The 12954-nt window shown below is 73.5% G+C and carries 15 protein-coding genes; 10 read left to right on the top strand and 5 right to left on the bottom strand.

From position 1 onward, the window contains the following. Positions 1-70: 70 nt before the first annotated feature. Positions 71-427: an STAS domain-containing protein gene (locus GA0074704_RS04370; RefSeq protein ID WP_088969299.1), complete on the top strand. Its 357-nt coding sequence runs from the start codon at positions 71-73 to the stop codon at positions 425-427. Positions 428-436: 9 nt separating this feature from the next. Here GA0074704_RS04370 and GA0074704_RS04365 read toward each other — a convergent pair whose 3' ends face one another. Continuing rightward, positions 437-1591, bottom strand: a complete 1155-nt coding sequence (locus tag GA0074704_RS04365; protein WP_231926872.1) for an MFS transporter — start codon at positions 1589-1591, stop codon at positions 437-439. A 205-nt stretch (positions 1592-1796) separates the two neighbouring features. Between GA0074704_RS04365 and GA0074704_RS04360 the strand changes: the two genes are divergently transcribed. From GA0074704_RS04360 to GA0074704_RS04335, 6 genes are all read left to right on the top strand, one after another. Further along, positions 1797-2507: a FadR/GntR family transcriptional regulator gene (locus tag GA0074704_RS04360; protein WP_088969297.1), complete on the top strand. Its 711-nt coding sequence runs from the start codon at positions 1797-1799 to the stop codon at positions 2505-2507. 28 nt (positions 2508-2535) lie between these two features. Further along, positions 2536-3114: an IS607 family transposase gene (locus GA0074704_RS04355; RefSeq protein ID WP_088969296.1), complete on the top strand. Its 579-nt coding sequence runs from the start codon at positions 2536-2538 to the stop codon at positions 3112-3114. After that, positions 3111-4490: an IS607 family element RNA-guided endonuclease TnpB gene (gene tnpB / locus GA0074704_RS04350; RefSeq protein WP_088969295.1), complete on the top strand. Its 1380-nt coding sequence runs from the start codon at positions 3111-3113 to the stop codon at positions 4488-4490. Before GA0074704_RS04355 ends, tnpB begins: the two co-directional genes overlap by 4 nt. A gap of 54 nt (positions 4491-4544) precedes the next feature. Beyond that, positions 4545-5021 carry a large conductance mechanosensitive channel protein MscL gene (gene mscL, locus GA0074704_RS04345; protein WP_088969294.1) on the top strand — a complete coding sequence of 159 codons (477 nt, stop codon included), beginning with the start codon at positions 4545-4547 and terminating at the stop codon, positions 5019-5021. 396 nt (positions 5022-5417) lie between these two features. Further along, a complete protein-coding gene (locus GA0074704_RS04340; protein WP_088969293.1) occupies positions 5418-5663 on the top strand; it encodes a hypothetical protein in 246 nt (81 codons plus the stop codon). Positions 5664-5692: 29 nt separating this feature from the next. Next, positions 5693-6067, top strand: coding sequence for a hypothetical protein (locus GA0074704_RS04335; protein WP_088969292.1), 375 nt, complete (start codon positions 5693-5695; stop codon positions 6065-6067). 3 nt (positions 6068-6070) lie between these two features. Here GA0074704_RS04335 and GA0074704_RS04330 read toward each other — a convergent pair whose 3' ends face one another. Together GA0074704_RS04330 and GA0074704_RS04325 are read right to left on the bottom strand one after the other, a co-directional pair. Beyond that, a complete protein-coding gene (locus tag GA0074704_RS04330) occupies positions 6071-6676 on the bottom strand; it encodes a pyridoxamine 5'-phosphate oxidase family protein (RefSeq protein ID WP_088969291.1) in 606 nt (201 codons plus the stop codon). Continuing rightward, positions 6582-7736, bottom strand: coding sequence for an AAA family ATPase (locus GA0074704_RS04325; protein ID WP_088969290.1), 1155 nt, complete (start codon positions 7734-7736; stop codon positions 6582-6584). Before GA0074704_RS04325 ends, GA0074704_RS04330 begins: the two co-directional genes overlap by 95 nt. 64 nt (positions 7737-7800) lie before the next feature. On the opposite strand from GA0074704_RS04325, the gene GA0074704_RS04320 reads away from it, so the two are divergent. Then, positions 7801-8520: a PP2C family protein-serine/threonine phosphatase gene (locus GA0074704_RS04320; RefSeq protein WP_088969289.1), complete on the top strand. Its 720-nt coding sequence runs from the start codon at positions 7801-7803 to the stop codon at positions 8518-8520. Positions 8521-8581: 61 nt separating this feature from the next. Then, positions 8582-9775 carry a GNAT family N-acetyltransferase gene (locus tag GA0074704_RS04315; protein ID WP_088969288.1) on the top strand — a complete coding sequence of 398 codons (1194 nt, stop codon included), beginning with the start codon at positions 8582-8584 and terminating at the stop codon, positions 9773-9775. A gap of 16 nt (positions 9776-9791) precedes the next feature. On the opposite strand, the gene GA0074704_RS04310 is transcribed toward GA0074704_RS04315, so the two are convergent. Continuing rightward, a complete protein-coding gene (locus tag GA0074704_RS04310) occupies positions 9792-11441 on the bottom strand; it encodes an MFS transporter (RefSeq protein ID WP_088969287.1) in 1650 nt (549 codons plus the stop codon). Next, entirely contained in the window at positions 11438-12133 is a 696-nt protein-coding gene (locus tag GA0074704_RS04305) for an SDR family NAD(P)-dependent oxidoreductase (RefSeq protein WP_088969286.1), read from the bottom strand. Before GA0074704_RS04305 ends, GA0074704_RS04310 begins: the two co-directional genes overlap by 4 nt. A gap of 70 nt (positions 12134-12203) precedes the next feature. On the opposite strand from GA0074704_RS04305, the gene GA0074704_RS04300 reads away from it, so the two are divergent. Beyond that, complete coding sequence (locus GA0074704_RS04300; RefSeq protein WP_088969285.1) at positions 12204-12953, top strand: ZIP family metal transporter; 750 nt, start codon at positions 12204-12206, stop codon at positions 12951-12953. Position 12954: the final 1 nt, after the last annotated feature.

Below are 12954 nucleotides of genomic sequence, written 5' to 3'. Positions count from 1 at the left end.
GGTACCCGCTCCCGTTCTGCGGAGCCCGCCCCCGGTGGGTTACCGTTCCACCGATAACAGGAGGTCCCGAATGTCCTTGACGGTGCACACGGAACAACGCGGCGACGTGGTCGTCGTGTCGGTCGCGGGCGAGCTGGACATGGCGACCGCGCCTCAGCTGCAGGACCAGATCACGGACCTGCTGGACCGGGGGCGCAGTCGTCTGGTGTTCGACCTGGCCGACGTGTCGTTCTGTGACTCGACCGGGTTGTCCGTCTTCGTGCGCGCCAAGAACAGCTGCGACGAGGCCGGCGGCGTGGTGCGGTTGGCCGCCCCGCAGCGTGGCGTGCTGCGCATCCTGGAGGTGAGCGGTCTCGTCGAGGTGCTGCACACCTACCCGACGGTCGAGCAGGCCGTCGCGGGTGACCCCACACCGGCCTCCTCCTGACCGATCGGCTCAGCGCCCGTCCTCGATGAACCGGGGGCGGGCGATCACCATGCCCGCGGTCGTCTGCACGGCCAGCGCGCCGAGCAGGAAGCCGATCGGCGCCACCCAGCCGCCGGTCGCCTCGTAGAGGACACCGACGAGCAGCGGTCCGAGCGCGGCGATGACGTACCCGGTGCTCTGCGCGAAGGCCGACAGCGCCACGGTGCCCTCGGCGGTGCGGGCGCGCAGGCCGATGGTGGTGAGGATCAGCGGGAAGGCGCCCTGGCCGACGGCGAGCAGCGCCACCCAGAGCAGCGCGGGGCCCTGGGGCGCGAGCGCCAACCCGAGGTAGGCGGCGGTGGACGCGGCGGTCAGCGACAGCACCAGCGGCCGCAGCGTGCGGAGCCGGCCGGCGAGTGCCGGCATCAGCAGCGCGATCGGTACGCCCAGCGCGGTCACCCCGGCGAGCAGCAGCCCGGCGCTCTCCGGCTGGTAGCCGGCGTCGCGGAACAGCTGGGCCAGCCAGCCCATGATCGCGTACCCGCTGAGCGACTGGGCGCCGAAGTACACCGCCATCGCCCAGCCGAGCCCGGTGCGGGCCGGCCGAATCCGGGTGCGGGCGGCCGGGGCCGCCGTCGCGGGCGCGGCCCGTCGGGCGGCGCGGGCCCGCAGCGCCAGCGGCACCCACGGGAGTACGGCCACCGCGGCCAGCCCGGCCCAGACGCCGAGCCCGGCCCGCCAGGACCCGAAGGCGTGCGCGATCGGCACTGCGGAGGCGGCGGCGATCGTGGTGCCCGCGGTCAACGCCATAGTGTACGCCCCGGTGACCAGCCCGGTGCGGTGCGGGAAGTGCTGCTTGACCAGCATCGGCAGCAGGATGTTCGCCACCGCGATGCCGGCCAGGGCCAGCGCGCTGGTGAGCAGGAAGACCGGGGCCGAGTCGGTGAGCACCCGCAGCACCTGCCCGACGGCGAGGGCGAGCATGGCGGCCACCAGCAGCCGGGCCGGGGCGAACCGGCGGACCAGCCACGGGGTGAGCGCCCCCAGGCCGGCGAAGGCGACGGTGGGCAGCGTGGTGACGACGCCGGCCATCGTGCCGGAGAGCCCCAGGCCGGTGCGTACCTCGTCGAGCAGGGCCCCGAGGCTGGTGACGGCGGCCCGCAGGTTCAGCGCGACCAGCAGCATCCCGACCAGCACCAGCGCGCCACCGGTGACCGGTGGGATCCGGCGCGCGGGGAGCGCCTGCGGCGCCGGGCCGGGCGTGACGTCGGCGGTGGCGGGCTCGGCGGTGGCGGGCTCGGCGGTGGCGGGCTCGGCGGCGCAGGTGGCTGGCGGGGTCATGACCTCGAACCTACAATCATGGGATGAATTTCGGCAGCAGGTGTAACCGGTGACACGACCCGTGGATTCCCCGGCCGTGCCGCCGCGCGGCCACCGGGTGCGCCAGACGATCGCCCAGCTCCGCGAGCGGATCCTCGGCGGCGAGTGGCCGGTCGGCACGCGCATCCCCACCGAGCCGCAACTGGTCGCCGCGCTGGGCGTGGGGCGCAACACCGTCCGGGAGGCGGTCCGCGCCCTGGTGCACGCCGGGGTGCTCGAACCCCGGCAGGGCTCCGGCACGTACGTGGTGTCCACCGACGAACTCGCCCCGGTGGTGGCCCGCCGGCTCACCGACGACCGGATGACCGAGGTGGTCGAGGTGCGCCGGGCCTTCGAGGTGGAGGCGGCCCGGCTGGCCGCCAGCAGGCGTACCCCCGCCGACCTGGCCGCCCTCGACGCCGCGCTCGCCGCCCGCGAGGCGGCCTGGCGCGCGGGCCGGGTCGACGAGTTCGTCGAGGCCGACGCCGCCCTGCACACGGCGGTGGTCGCGGCGGCCCACAACGGCATGCTCGCCGAGCTCTACGCCTCGGTCGGCGCGGCGCTGCGCAGCACGGTCGCGCAGGCCATGGGGGACGCGCTCACCGCCGAGCGGTACGTCGACCACAGCCGATTGGTGACCGCCATCGCCGACGGGGATCCCGCCCGGGCGGCGATCGAAGCCGGCGCTTTTCTGGAGCCCGCTCCGAAGGCTGGCTACCGGTGGCCATTCGATCGTCAGTAGCGCTCATTGGTTCGCTATAGTTAGCGTTGTGAATTTGAAGGAGTGGGCGGCGGCCACCGGTATCTCGTATGCGACCGCGCGGCGGCGGTACGAGTCCGGGACGCTGCCCGTTCCCGCATACCGGCTCGGCCGGCTGATTATGGTCGGTGAACCGTTGACCGGTGTGACCGCCGAGGCGGGGCAGACCGTGGTGTATGCCTGTGGGTCGTCGGCCGACCAGAAGCCGGATCTGGACCGGCAGGTCGCCCGGGTCACTGTCTGGGCCACGGGGCAGCGTTTGGCCGTGGACCGGGTGGTGACCGAGGTCGGTTCGGCGCTCGACGGGCACCGCAAGAAGTTCCTCGCCCTGCTGCGCGACCCGGCCGTGACGACGATCGTGGTGGAGCACCGGGACCGGTTCGCCCGTTTTGGTGCCGAGTACGTCGAGGCCGCCCTCGCCGCGCAGGGTCGCCGTCTGTTGGTGGTCGACCCGGCCGGGGTGGACGACGACCTCGTGCGTGACGTCACCGAGATCCTGACGTCACTGTGCTCCCGCCTGTACGGCCGCCAGGCCGCCGAGAACCGCGCCCGCCGTGCGGTCGAGGTCGCCACGGAGGACCCGGCGTGAAGACCATCCAGGCGTATCGGTTCGCCCTTGACCTCACTCCTGGGCAGGAACGTGGCGTGCTGGCGCACGCCGGGGCGGCTCGGGTCGCCCACAACTGGGCGCTTGCCAGGGTCAAGGCGGTTATGGACCAGCGCGCCGCGGAGCGCACCTACGGTGTGCCGGAGGAGTTGCTGACCCCGTCGCTGCCGTGGTCACTTCCGGCGCTGCGCAAGGCGTGGAACGCTGCCAAGGCTGACGTCGCGCCGTGGTGGCGGGAGTGCTCGAAGGAGGCGTTCAACACCGGCCTCGACGCCCTCGCCCGCGCGTTGAAGAACTGGGCCGACTGCCGCTCGGGCAAGCGCGCCGGGCGGCCCGTGGGGTTCCCCCGGTTCAAGTCCCGCCGCCGCACCACCCCGTCGGTGCGGTTCACCACCGGCGCCATCCGCGTCGAGCCGGACCGCAAGCATGTCGTCCTGCCCCGGCTCGGCCGGTTGAAGCTGCACGAGTCCGCCCGCAAGCTCGCCCGCCGACTCGACAACGGCACCGCCCGGATCATGTCCGCCACCCTGCGCCGTGACGGCAGCCGATGGCACGTCGCGTTCTGCGTCGAGGTGCAACGCGCCGACTGCCGGCCCCGCCGGCCGGGGTCGGTCGTCGGCGTGGACCTCGGCGTGAAGCGCCTCGCGGTGCTGTCTACCGGTGAACTGGTCCCGAACCCGCGGCACCTGGTGACCGCACAACAGCGGATGCGGGCGCTGGGCCGGGCACTGGCGCGCAAAACCGGCCCGGACCGACGCACCGGCCAACACGCGTCGAAACGGTGGCAGCGGGCGGCAGCCCGGCTCAGCCGGGTACATGCCCGGGTAGCGAACCTGCGCCGCGACGGGCTGCACAAGCTCACCACCCGACTCGCTCGCGAGCACGGCACGGTCGTGGTCGAAGACCTCAACGTCGCCGGGATGCTGCGCAACCGCAAGCTGGCCCGGCACGTCGCCGACGCCGGGTTCGCCGAGATCCGCCGCCAACTGGCCTACAAAACCACCTGGAACGGTGGCCGGTTGCTGGTGGCCGACCGCTGGTACCCCTCCTCGAAAACCTGCTCGGGCTGCGGTGCGGTGAAAACCAAGCTGACCCTCTCCGATCGGGAATACCTCTGCGAGGCGTGCGGCCTGGCCCTCGACCGGGACCACAACGCCTCACTCAACCTGGCCGCCTTGGCGGCGCAGTTCGACACCGCCGGGAGTGGCCCGGTGGCAGGACGTGGAGCCGACCGTAAGACCCCGCTCGCCGGGCCGGTGGCTGTGAAGCGTCAACCCGGCACCGCACCAGCGGGTCAGACCGGAACCGTCCCACCGCAAGGCGGGACTACCACTCGGGTGCTCACCAAAGCGCAGTGAGAGGTAACAGCATAGGTTGTCCCGGACGGAAAACCGGACAGCACGGGAGTACGGATGCTCAAGGGCTTCAAAGACTTCATCATGCGCGGAAACGTCGTCGACCTGGCGGTCGGTGTCGTTATCGGCGCGGCGTTCACGGGCGTGGTCACCGCCTTCACCAGCTCGTTCCTCCAGCCGCTGATCAAGATGGTCGGCGCTACCCCAACTGGCCCCGGGGCGCACATCAAGCTGGGCGAGAAGAACTACATCGAGTGGGGCCAGTTCCTCAACGCGCTGGTCACCTTCCTGCTGACCGCGGCGGTGCTCTACTTCCTGGTCGTCTTCCCGATGAACAAGCTGGCCGAGCGGCGCCGGCGGGGCGAGGAGCCGCCGCCCGCCGCGCCGAGCGAGGAGGTCAAGCTGCTCACCGAGATCCGGGACGCCCTGGTCGCCGCCGGCCAGTCCCGGCCCGGCGAGGCGGTGCCCGGTCAGTACCGGGGCGCACTGGACGACGTGCTCGGCCGCCGCACGGAGCCGCCCGCGCCGCGCTGACCCGCACCGCGCCGACCGGCACCGGGCCGGGCTGAGCCTCGGCCCGGCCCGGGGAGGGTGGTGCGAGCCGCTACAGACTTGAGAGCGCAGGTGGATCAGGGAGATCCAAAAGGTGGCAGCGACGCGGGTCATGCCCCGGGCCTACCAGCCGGCACACCTCGATCGGCCCGATCCCCCGGCCCCGCACCCGACTTCCCATCGGCACGCCCGGCACCGTGAGTCGTTGGCGCTCTCAAGTCCGTAGCGACAAAAAGGGGCCTCCCTCCGCCACCCCAGACCTCCCGACCACACCCCCCGATGCCGTGGATCGCGGCAACCTGCACCCCGCACATCGACCTGCACGGGAATCCCGTGGGGGTGGACGCGTGTCGTACACATGTTCGATAGAGTGCCGCCATGGAGCAGCGTAAGCACTGGTGGAACGGCAAGTGGGGACGACTGGCCCGGCGGGATGTCTTCCTCCGGGTGGACGCCGACCAGTGGCACGTCGAGCAGCGGGCCGGCGGCGCCGAGGGGGTCTCCCGGTTCTACGAGCACTCCAGTGTCGAGGAGGCCGAGGAGACCGTCCGCGCACTGCTCGACGGTCCGGACTCCTGGCGTGAGCTCTCCCCCCGCCCGCCCGTCGACCCACCCCGCGTTTAGCCCGGCGGCGGCCCGGGAACCGCGCCAGGATGAAGCAGCAGGGCACCGAAGCACAGGCGGGCATCTCCCACGTGACCACCGGCATGTTGGTGGTGGACGCCAACGGCCGGGAGGTCGGCACGGTCGACCTGGTCCAGCGCGGCGACCCGAACGCGGTGACCGTCCAGGCACCCACCGCCGACCCGGGCGGCAGCCTGGACGAGCTGATCGAGTCCGCCGCCGTGGAGGAACCGGACGTCCCCGCCGACCTGGCCGCCCGGCTGCTGCGCAGCGGCTACCTCAAGGTCTCCAGCGACCTGGCCCGCACCGGCGCGGTCTACGTGCTGGCCGAGCAGATCGGCGCGGTCACCGAGGGCACCGTACGCCTCGACGTCCCGGCCGCCGACCTCCAGCCGGAGGAATAGACGTCAGCCGGCGGCCGGCGCCACCGCCGGCGTCGGGGGCAACGGCAGGGGCAGCCCCGGCAGCCCGTCGATGCTCGTCGCCACGTGGTCCTTCTTCGCGAAGTACGCGTCCAACGACGCGTCGTCCTCCCGGGCGAAACGCTTGGCGTGCAGGTCCCGGTCCTGGTCGTACGTCATCAGCGGCACCGCGTAGCCGCACGTGTCCCGGATCAGCTCGGCCCGCACCACGACGATCGCCCGCAGCCCGTGCACGCTGGTGTCGATGTCCGGGAAGTGACCGACCAGCTCGGCCCAGCGCGGGTCGTCGCGGAAGACCGGCTCGCCCCGGCCGTGCACCCGCACGATGTTCGGCGGCCCGGAGAAGGCGCACCACATCAACGTGATCCGGCCGTTCTCCCGCAGGTGCGCGATGGTCTCGGCGTTGCTGCCGGCGAAGTCCAGGTAGGCCACCGTCGACTCGTCCAGGACGGCGAACGAGCCGGTCAGCCCCTTGGGCGAGAGGTTGATCGTGCCGTCACCGCTCAGCGGAGCCGTCGCGGTGAAGAACATCGGCTGGGTCAGGATGAAGTCCCGGAGACGTCCGTCGATCCGAGGGTACGTTTTCCCCATGCACGTCAGTATCCTCCGCCGGTAACCTGCGCCGATGCCCCTCCCGCTGCCCGATCCCGAGCGCGGAGACCGGCCGGCGGTGCCGCACCGCCCAGAGCGCCGCCTCCGTCCGGGACGCCGAACCGGTCTTGCGCAGCAGGTTCGACACGTGCACGGTGACCGTACGCACGGAGATGCCGAGCGCCCGGGCGGCCTGCTTGTTCGACATCCCGGCGACCAGGCAGTCGAGCACCTCGATCTCCCGTCCGGTCAGCTCGACGTCCGACGGAGCGGCCGGTCGGGGCACCGCCGGTCGCGAATGGAACAGCGCCGCCACGCCCTGCCCGGAGTGCGCGGCGAGCAGTTCGGTCAGCGCGTACGGGTTGCCGCCGGTGCGCTGCCACACCGCGTTCACCACCCGATCGGCGGGCCGGGCCCCGGACACCTGGGTCAGCACCTCGGCGACCTGGCCGGCGGCGAGCGGGCCGAGGTGCTGGCGGACGGCGCCGCGTACCCCGCAGAGCCGGGCCAGCGCGCGGACCGCGAGGTCCGGCGCGACCGCGTCCGCGGGCGGCCGGCTCGCCACCACCAGCAGGGCCGGCAGGTCCGCGGCGGCGGCCAGCTCGCCGACCAGGTTGAGGCTGGCCGGGTCGAGGGCGTGCAGGTCCTCCACCACCAGCACCGCCGGCCCGGCGCCGACCAGGCCACGGACCACCCGCACGGCGAGCCGCAGCAGCGCGCCCGGGGCGTAGCGCTCACGCGGCGTGTCGGGCTGCTGAGCCAGCCAGGCCAGGGCGTCCGCCGGAAGATCGAGTCCGCCGGTGTCCCGACCGCAGAGCACCGCCGCCAACCAGTCGTACGGGGCGGGACTGTGCACCCGGGCGGCGCCGGAGAGCACCACCGCCGGACGCGGGTCGAACCCCTCCAGGGCCGCCGCCACCAGCAGACTCTTGCCCACCCCGGCGGTGCCGGTGATCACCGTGACGGCGGGCGCGGACCGGTGCGACCGGGCCACGGCCGACCACGCCCGGTCGAGCTCCGCCAGCTCGCCGGCTCGGCCCACCATCGACACCGGCATCATTTCTGTCACCCTACGCACTAGTGCGTAGAGACGAATGCAGGGTGTTCTTGGCAAGCTTGACCCCATGACGCTGATCCTCCGCTCGGCCATCCTCAACGACGTCGGTCTGGTCCGCACCAACAACGAGGACTCCGCCCTCGCCGGTGACCGCCTGGTGGCGGTGGCGGACGGCATGGGCGGGCTGCCCGCGGGTGAGGTGGCGAGCGAGATCGTCATCCGGATCCTGGACGAGCTGACCCCGCCGGCCACCGCCGACGAGGCCGGGGACGCGCTGCGCGCCGTGGTGAGCACGGCCAACCAGCGCATCCGCGCCGCCATCACGGTCGACCCGGCCCGGGACGGCATGGGCACCACGCTGACCGCCGCGCTGCTGGCCGGGCAGGAGCTGGTCCTCGCCCAGGTCGGCGACTCCCGCTGCTATCTGCTCCGCGACGGGGAGCTGACCCAGCTCACCCGGGACGACACCTTCGTCCAGGCCCTGGTGGACCAGGGCGCCCTCACCCCCGACCAGGCCCGCCACCACCCGCAGCGGTCGCTGGTGACCCGGGCGGTGCAGGGCCAGGACGCGCCACCGGCGATCGGCGTGCTCAGCACGTTCGTCGGCGACCGGCTGCTGCTCTGCACCGACGGGCTCTCCGACTATGTCGACGACCAGGTGATCGCGCAGACCCTCGGCACGTACGGCGACCGGCAGCACTGCGGCGAGCAGCTGGTGAAGCTCGCCCACCAGGCCGGCGCGCCGGACAACGTCACCGTGGTCGTCTCCGACGTCACGCAGGCCTGAGCGGGGGCGCCGTCGGCGCATAGCGGTTGCGCCGGCCAGCGGGGCGGGTTGGGATGGGGGAATGCTCATCCGCCGCCTGGCCGCCGAGGAACGCCTGACCGACAGTTTCCCGATCCAGGGGTACGCCTTCGAGGCGTCGCCGATGACCGCGGCCCGGGTGGAGGAGTTCCGCGCCTACCTGCCGTACAACTCGGGAAACCGGACGCTGGTCGCCGAGGAGGACGGCCAGGCGGTGGCCGCCGCGTCGGCGGTCCCGATGCGGCAGAACCTGCGCGGCCGGGTGCTGCCGATGGCGGGGGTGGCCGGGGTGGCGACCCATCCGCTGGCTCGCCGGCGCGGTCACGTACGGGCGCTGCTGCACCGACTGCTCGACGAGATGCGGGACGAGGGGCACGCGCTGACCGCCCTCTACCCGTTCCGGGCGTCGTTCTACGAGCGGTTCGGCTACGTCGGGCTGCCCGCGCCCCGGCGGGTGACGGTTTCCCCGGCGCACCTCGGGGCGCTACTCCGCGCCGACCTCCCCGGCGAGCTGGGCTGGGAGCGGATCGCCGCCGGCTGGGACGGCTACCTGGCGTTCACCGAGCGGTGCCTGGCCGAGCGGCACGGCTTCGCGGTCTTCCCCGAGTTCCGGGCGGTGGGGCTGCGGGACCGCGACGACCGCTGGCTGCTGACCGCCCGGGTCGACGGAACGACGGTCGGGGCGATCACCTACCGGATCGACGACCACGGCGGCGAGCTGGTCGGCGACGACCTGCTCGCCACCGACCCGTACGCGCGGGCGCTGCTGTTGCAGTTCTTCGCCCGGCACGTCGACCAGGTGGAGCGGGTCAGCTTCGCGGTGCCCGCCGACGAGCTGCCCGAGCTGTGGCTGACCGACCTGGCGGTCCGGGTGGAGGCGCGGGTGGCCGGCCCGGGTTCGCCCGCCCCGATGGCCCGGCTGCTGTCGCTGGACGCGCTGGCCGGGCTGCCCGCCGGTCCGGGCCGGGTCCGGGTGGAGCTGGTCGGTGACCGGTGGCTCGCCGGGACGTACCTGCTGGACGGGGCGACCGGGCACCTGGAGGTGTGCGGCGAGGCCGCCGGAGCGGGTACGCCGGCGGCGACGCTGACCGCGGCCGGGCTCTCCGCCCTCGCGTACGGGGTGCTCGACCCGGCCGAGGTGGACGTACGCGGGCTGGGCCGGGTGCCGCCGGACGCGGCGGCGGAGCTGCGCCGGATCTTCCCGCGCGCGCTGCCGTACCTCTTCGCCGACTTCTGACCGCGGACCCGGCCGCTCACCCGGGCAGGCCGGGCCCGGCGGGGGTGGGTGGGACGGGCTGCTCCCCGCCGCCGTCCGGCGGGATCAGGTGCCGCACCTCGGGTGGCCCGTCGGCGAGTTCGTGGGCGCGCTGCTCGGCCTCCTGGTCGGCGCCGGTGAGCCGGCCGCCGTGCTGGCGCAGGTGCTCGTCCCAGGACGGCACGAGGTAGACCTCCACGTACCGGTCGGGGGCCTCGCCCTCGCGGAAGATTCCCCAGCGCATCGCGCCGGTACGCTGCCGCGCGCCCCGGACCACCTCCATCGCGGTCAGGAACGCGGCCCGCCGCTCCGCCCGCACCCGGTAGGTCACCGTGACCAGCACCGGGCCGACCCGGGGGTCCGGTTCCAGCGCCAGGTTCAGCCTCGGCTGGTACGTCTCGGTGTGCCGGCCCGCGCCGCGCAGCTCCGGCAGCGGCCAGATCTGCGAGGTGAACGCGCCGACCACCATCAGCGCACCGGCGGCGAGGAAGGCGACGACCAGGCCGCTGACGTCGGCCAGCAGGCCCCAGGCGAACGCGCCGACGGCCTGCGCCCCGCCCTGCACGACCTGGTAGACGGCGAGGCCGCGGGCGCGTACCCAGCCGGGCAGGAAGAGCTGGATCTCGGCGTTGACGTTGGCCAGCACGGTCACCCAGGCCACCCCGGCGGGGAGCAGGGCGACCAGCACCACCGGCACCACCCGGACGGTGCCGACGACGATCAGGGTCGCCCCGTAGACCACCCCGGCGAGCAGCAGGAACTGGTTGGCGGTGATCCGGGTACGGGTCCACGGCAGCAGCAGCCCGCCGGCGATGGCGCCCACCCCGAGCGCGGCGAGCAGCACGCCGTACCCGCTGGAGTCCATGCCGAGGCGGCGGCTGGCCACCAACGGCAGCAGCGCCCAGAGGGCACTGGCCGGTACGACGAAGACCAGGGCCCGGCGCAGCAGCCGCCGGACGATCGGCGAGTGCCGGACGTACCGGCCGCCGGCGCGCAGGGCGGCGGTGAACCGCTCCGGCACCTCGACGGCACGGGCGTTGCCGGGCCGCCACCGCATCAGCGCGAACGCGAAGACCGCGAAGGCGACCGCGTTGAGGGCGAAGACCGGGGCCACCCCGACCCGGGCGATCAGCACGCCGGCCACCGCCGGTCCGACGGCCCGGGCCACGTTGACGCTGATCGAGCCGAGCGCGGAGGCGGAGCGGAGCAGGTCGCGCGGCACCAGCTCGGGGATGATCGCAGCCCAGGCCGGCAGGGTGAGTGCCTGACCGACGCCGAAGGCGAAGGTGAGGGTGAGCAGCAGCGCCGGTGGCATCCGGCCGGCGGCGGTGAGCAGGGTCAGCGCGGCGGCCACCGCCACCATGAACAGCTGCACCGAGATGAGCAGGTGCCGCCGGTCGAAGGTGTCGGCCAGCGCGCCGGCCGGCAGGGCCAGCAGCAGCACCGGCAGCAGGCTGGCGGTCTGCACCAGGGCGACCAGCGTCGCGGCGTTCGGCTGGTGAATGAGCAGCCACTGCGCGCCGACGGTCTGCATCCAGGTGCCGATGTTCGCGGCGAGCAGGGCCAGCCAGAGGCTGCGGTAGGCGGCCGTGCGCAGCGGGGCCAGCGCCGAGACGGCCCGCTCGGCGCCGGCGCCGGTGGCGGTCAAAACCGCCCGTCCGCGCGGAGCACGCGCTCGCCGGAGACGTACAGGTCGTCGGGGGCCAGCAGGAGCAGGCGTACGACCTCGGCGGCGACCTGCTCGGGCAGGGCGTAGACCTCGTCGAGGAACTCGTCGCCGACGCGTTCCTGCAGCTTGGTGGGCATCGGCCCGGGGTGCACCTGCATCACCTTGATCCGGTTGCTGTGCTGCGCCTCGGCCAGCGACTCGACCAGGCTGGCGCCGTAGCTCTTGGTGGCTCGGTAGACGGGGATGCCCGGCCGGGGCTTGGCCACCGCCATCGCCCCGATCCACACCACGTTGCCGTAGCCCTGCCGGTGCAGGTGGTGCAGCGCCTCCTTCAGCACGTACGTGGTGCCGAGGGCGTTGACCTCGACGGCGCGGCGGATCCGTTCCGGGGCGAGTTCCTCGAGGTCACCGCCGGCCCACATGGAGGCGCAGGCGGCCACCCCGTCGATGGTGCCCCACCGCTGGGCCAGCGCGGCGAACGCCTCGCGTACCTGGCCGTGGTCGGAGACGTCGCAGACGCTGCCGTCGCAGCCCAGCTCGTCGGTGACGGTGGCGACCTCGTCGGCCTGGTCGCTGAGCACGGCGACCCGGTACTCGTCGACGAGCAGCCGGGCCACCGCCAGGCCGAGTCCACTCGTCCCGCCGACCACCACGAAGGATCTGGCTTCCATTTTTCCCGCCCCCTCGATCGCGAAGGGCTTCCCGCTTTTGGGCCCGACACACCCGGGGTACCGAGCGGTAATGCCTGAGTGGTTGCAAGCGGGTGGTTGGGGTCTGCTGGCCGGCTCCGCCCTGTTGGTCGGCGCGGCGGTGGGTTTCTTCGCCCGGGTGCCGGGCCGGATGATCGCCTCGATCATGGCGTTCGGGGCGGGCGTGCTGCTCTCCGCCGTCTCGTTCGAGCTGATCGCCGAGGCGCACGAGCAGGGCGGCCTGCTGCCGACCGCGCTCGGGGCGACCGTCGGCGCGGTGGCGTACACCGGGGCGAACGTGCTGCTGGCCCGGCACGGCGCCCGGCACCGCAAGCGGTCCGGCGAGGAGCAGCCTTCCGAGCAGGAGCAGCCCGGCTCCGGGTCGGCCATCGCGGTGGGTGCGCTGCTGGACGGCATCCCCGAATCAGTGGTGATCGGGGCGAGCCTACTGACCGGCGGTCCGGTCAGCCTGGTCACCGTCGTGGCGGTTTTCCTGAGCAACGTCCCGGAGGGGTTGTCGAGCGCGGCGGGCATGCGCCGCGCCGGCCGGACGAAGCGGTACGTCTTCCTGCTCTGGACGGGCATCGCGCTGATCAGCGGCCTGGCGGCGCTGGCCGGCTACACGCTGTTGGGCGGGGCGCCGCCGGAGGTGCTGGCCAGCATCACGGCGCTGGCCGCCGGGGCGATCCTGGCGATGATCACCGACACCATGGTCCCGGAGGCGTTCGAGGACGCCCACCTGCTGGTCGGGCTGATCACGGTGGCCGGCTTCCTGACCGCCTTCGCCCTCTCCCACGCCTGAC

Origin of the sequence: Micromonospora siamensis, assembly GCF_900090305.1 — a bacterium.
In the GTDB taxonomy this organism is placed as follows: domain Bacteria; phylum Actinomycetota; class Actinomycetes; order Mycobacteriales; family Micromonosporaceae; genus Micromonospora; species Micromonospora siamensis.
Note: the sequence above shows the minus strand (reverse complement) of the source record. Positions and strands in the feature narration are given on the sequence as shown.

Excerpts from the sequence above, each read along its gene's own strand:
- mscL (WP_088969294.1), top strand. The coding sequence starts at position 4,545 with ATGCTCAAGGGCTTCAAAGACTTCATCATGCGCGGAAACGTCGTCGAC.
- GA0074704_RS04340 (WP_088969293.1), top strand. The coding sequence starts at position 5,418 with ATGGAGCAGCGTAAGCACTGGTGGAACGGCAAGTGGGGACGACTGGCC.
- GA0074704_RS04370 (WP_088969299.1), top strand. The coding sequence starts at position 71 with ATGTCCTTGACGGTGCACACGGAACAACGCGGCGACGTGGTCGTCGTG.
- GA0074704_RS04315 (WP_088969288.1), top strand. The coding sequence starts at position 8,582 with ATGCTCATCCGCCGCCTGGCCGCCGAGGAACGCCTGACCGACAGTTTC.
- GA0074704_RS04365 (WP_231926872.1), bottom strand. The coding sequence starts at position 1,591 with ATGCTGCTGGTCGCGCTGAACCTGCGGGCCGCCGTCACCAGCCTCGGG.
- GA0074704_RS04325 (WP_088969290.1), bottom strand. The coding sequence starts at position 7,736 with ATGATGCCGGTGTCGATGGTGGGCCGAGCCGGCGAGCTGGCGGAGCTC.
- GA0074704_RS04300 (WP_088969285.1), top strand. The coding sequence starts at position 12,204 with ATGCCTGAGTGGTTGCAAGCGGGTGGTTGGGGTCTGCTGGCCGGCTCC.
- GA0074704_RS04305 (WP_088969286.1), bottom strand. The coding sequence starts at position 12,133 with ATGGAAGCCAGATCCTTCGTGGTGGTCGGCGGGACGAGTGGACTCGGC.
- GA0074704_RS04330 (WP_088969291.1), bottom strand. The coding sequence starts at position 6,676 with ATGGGGAAAACGTACCCTCGGATCGACGGACGTCTCCGGGACTTCATC.
- GA0074704_RS04335 (WP_088969292.1), top strand. The coding sequence starts at position 5,693 with ATGAAGCAGCAGGGCACCGAAGCACAGGCGGGCATCTCCCACGTGACC.
- GA0074704_RS04320 (WP_088969289.1), top strand. The coding sequence starts at position 7,801 with ATGACGCTGATCCTCCGCTCGGCCATCCTCAACGACGTCGGTCTGGTC.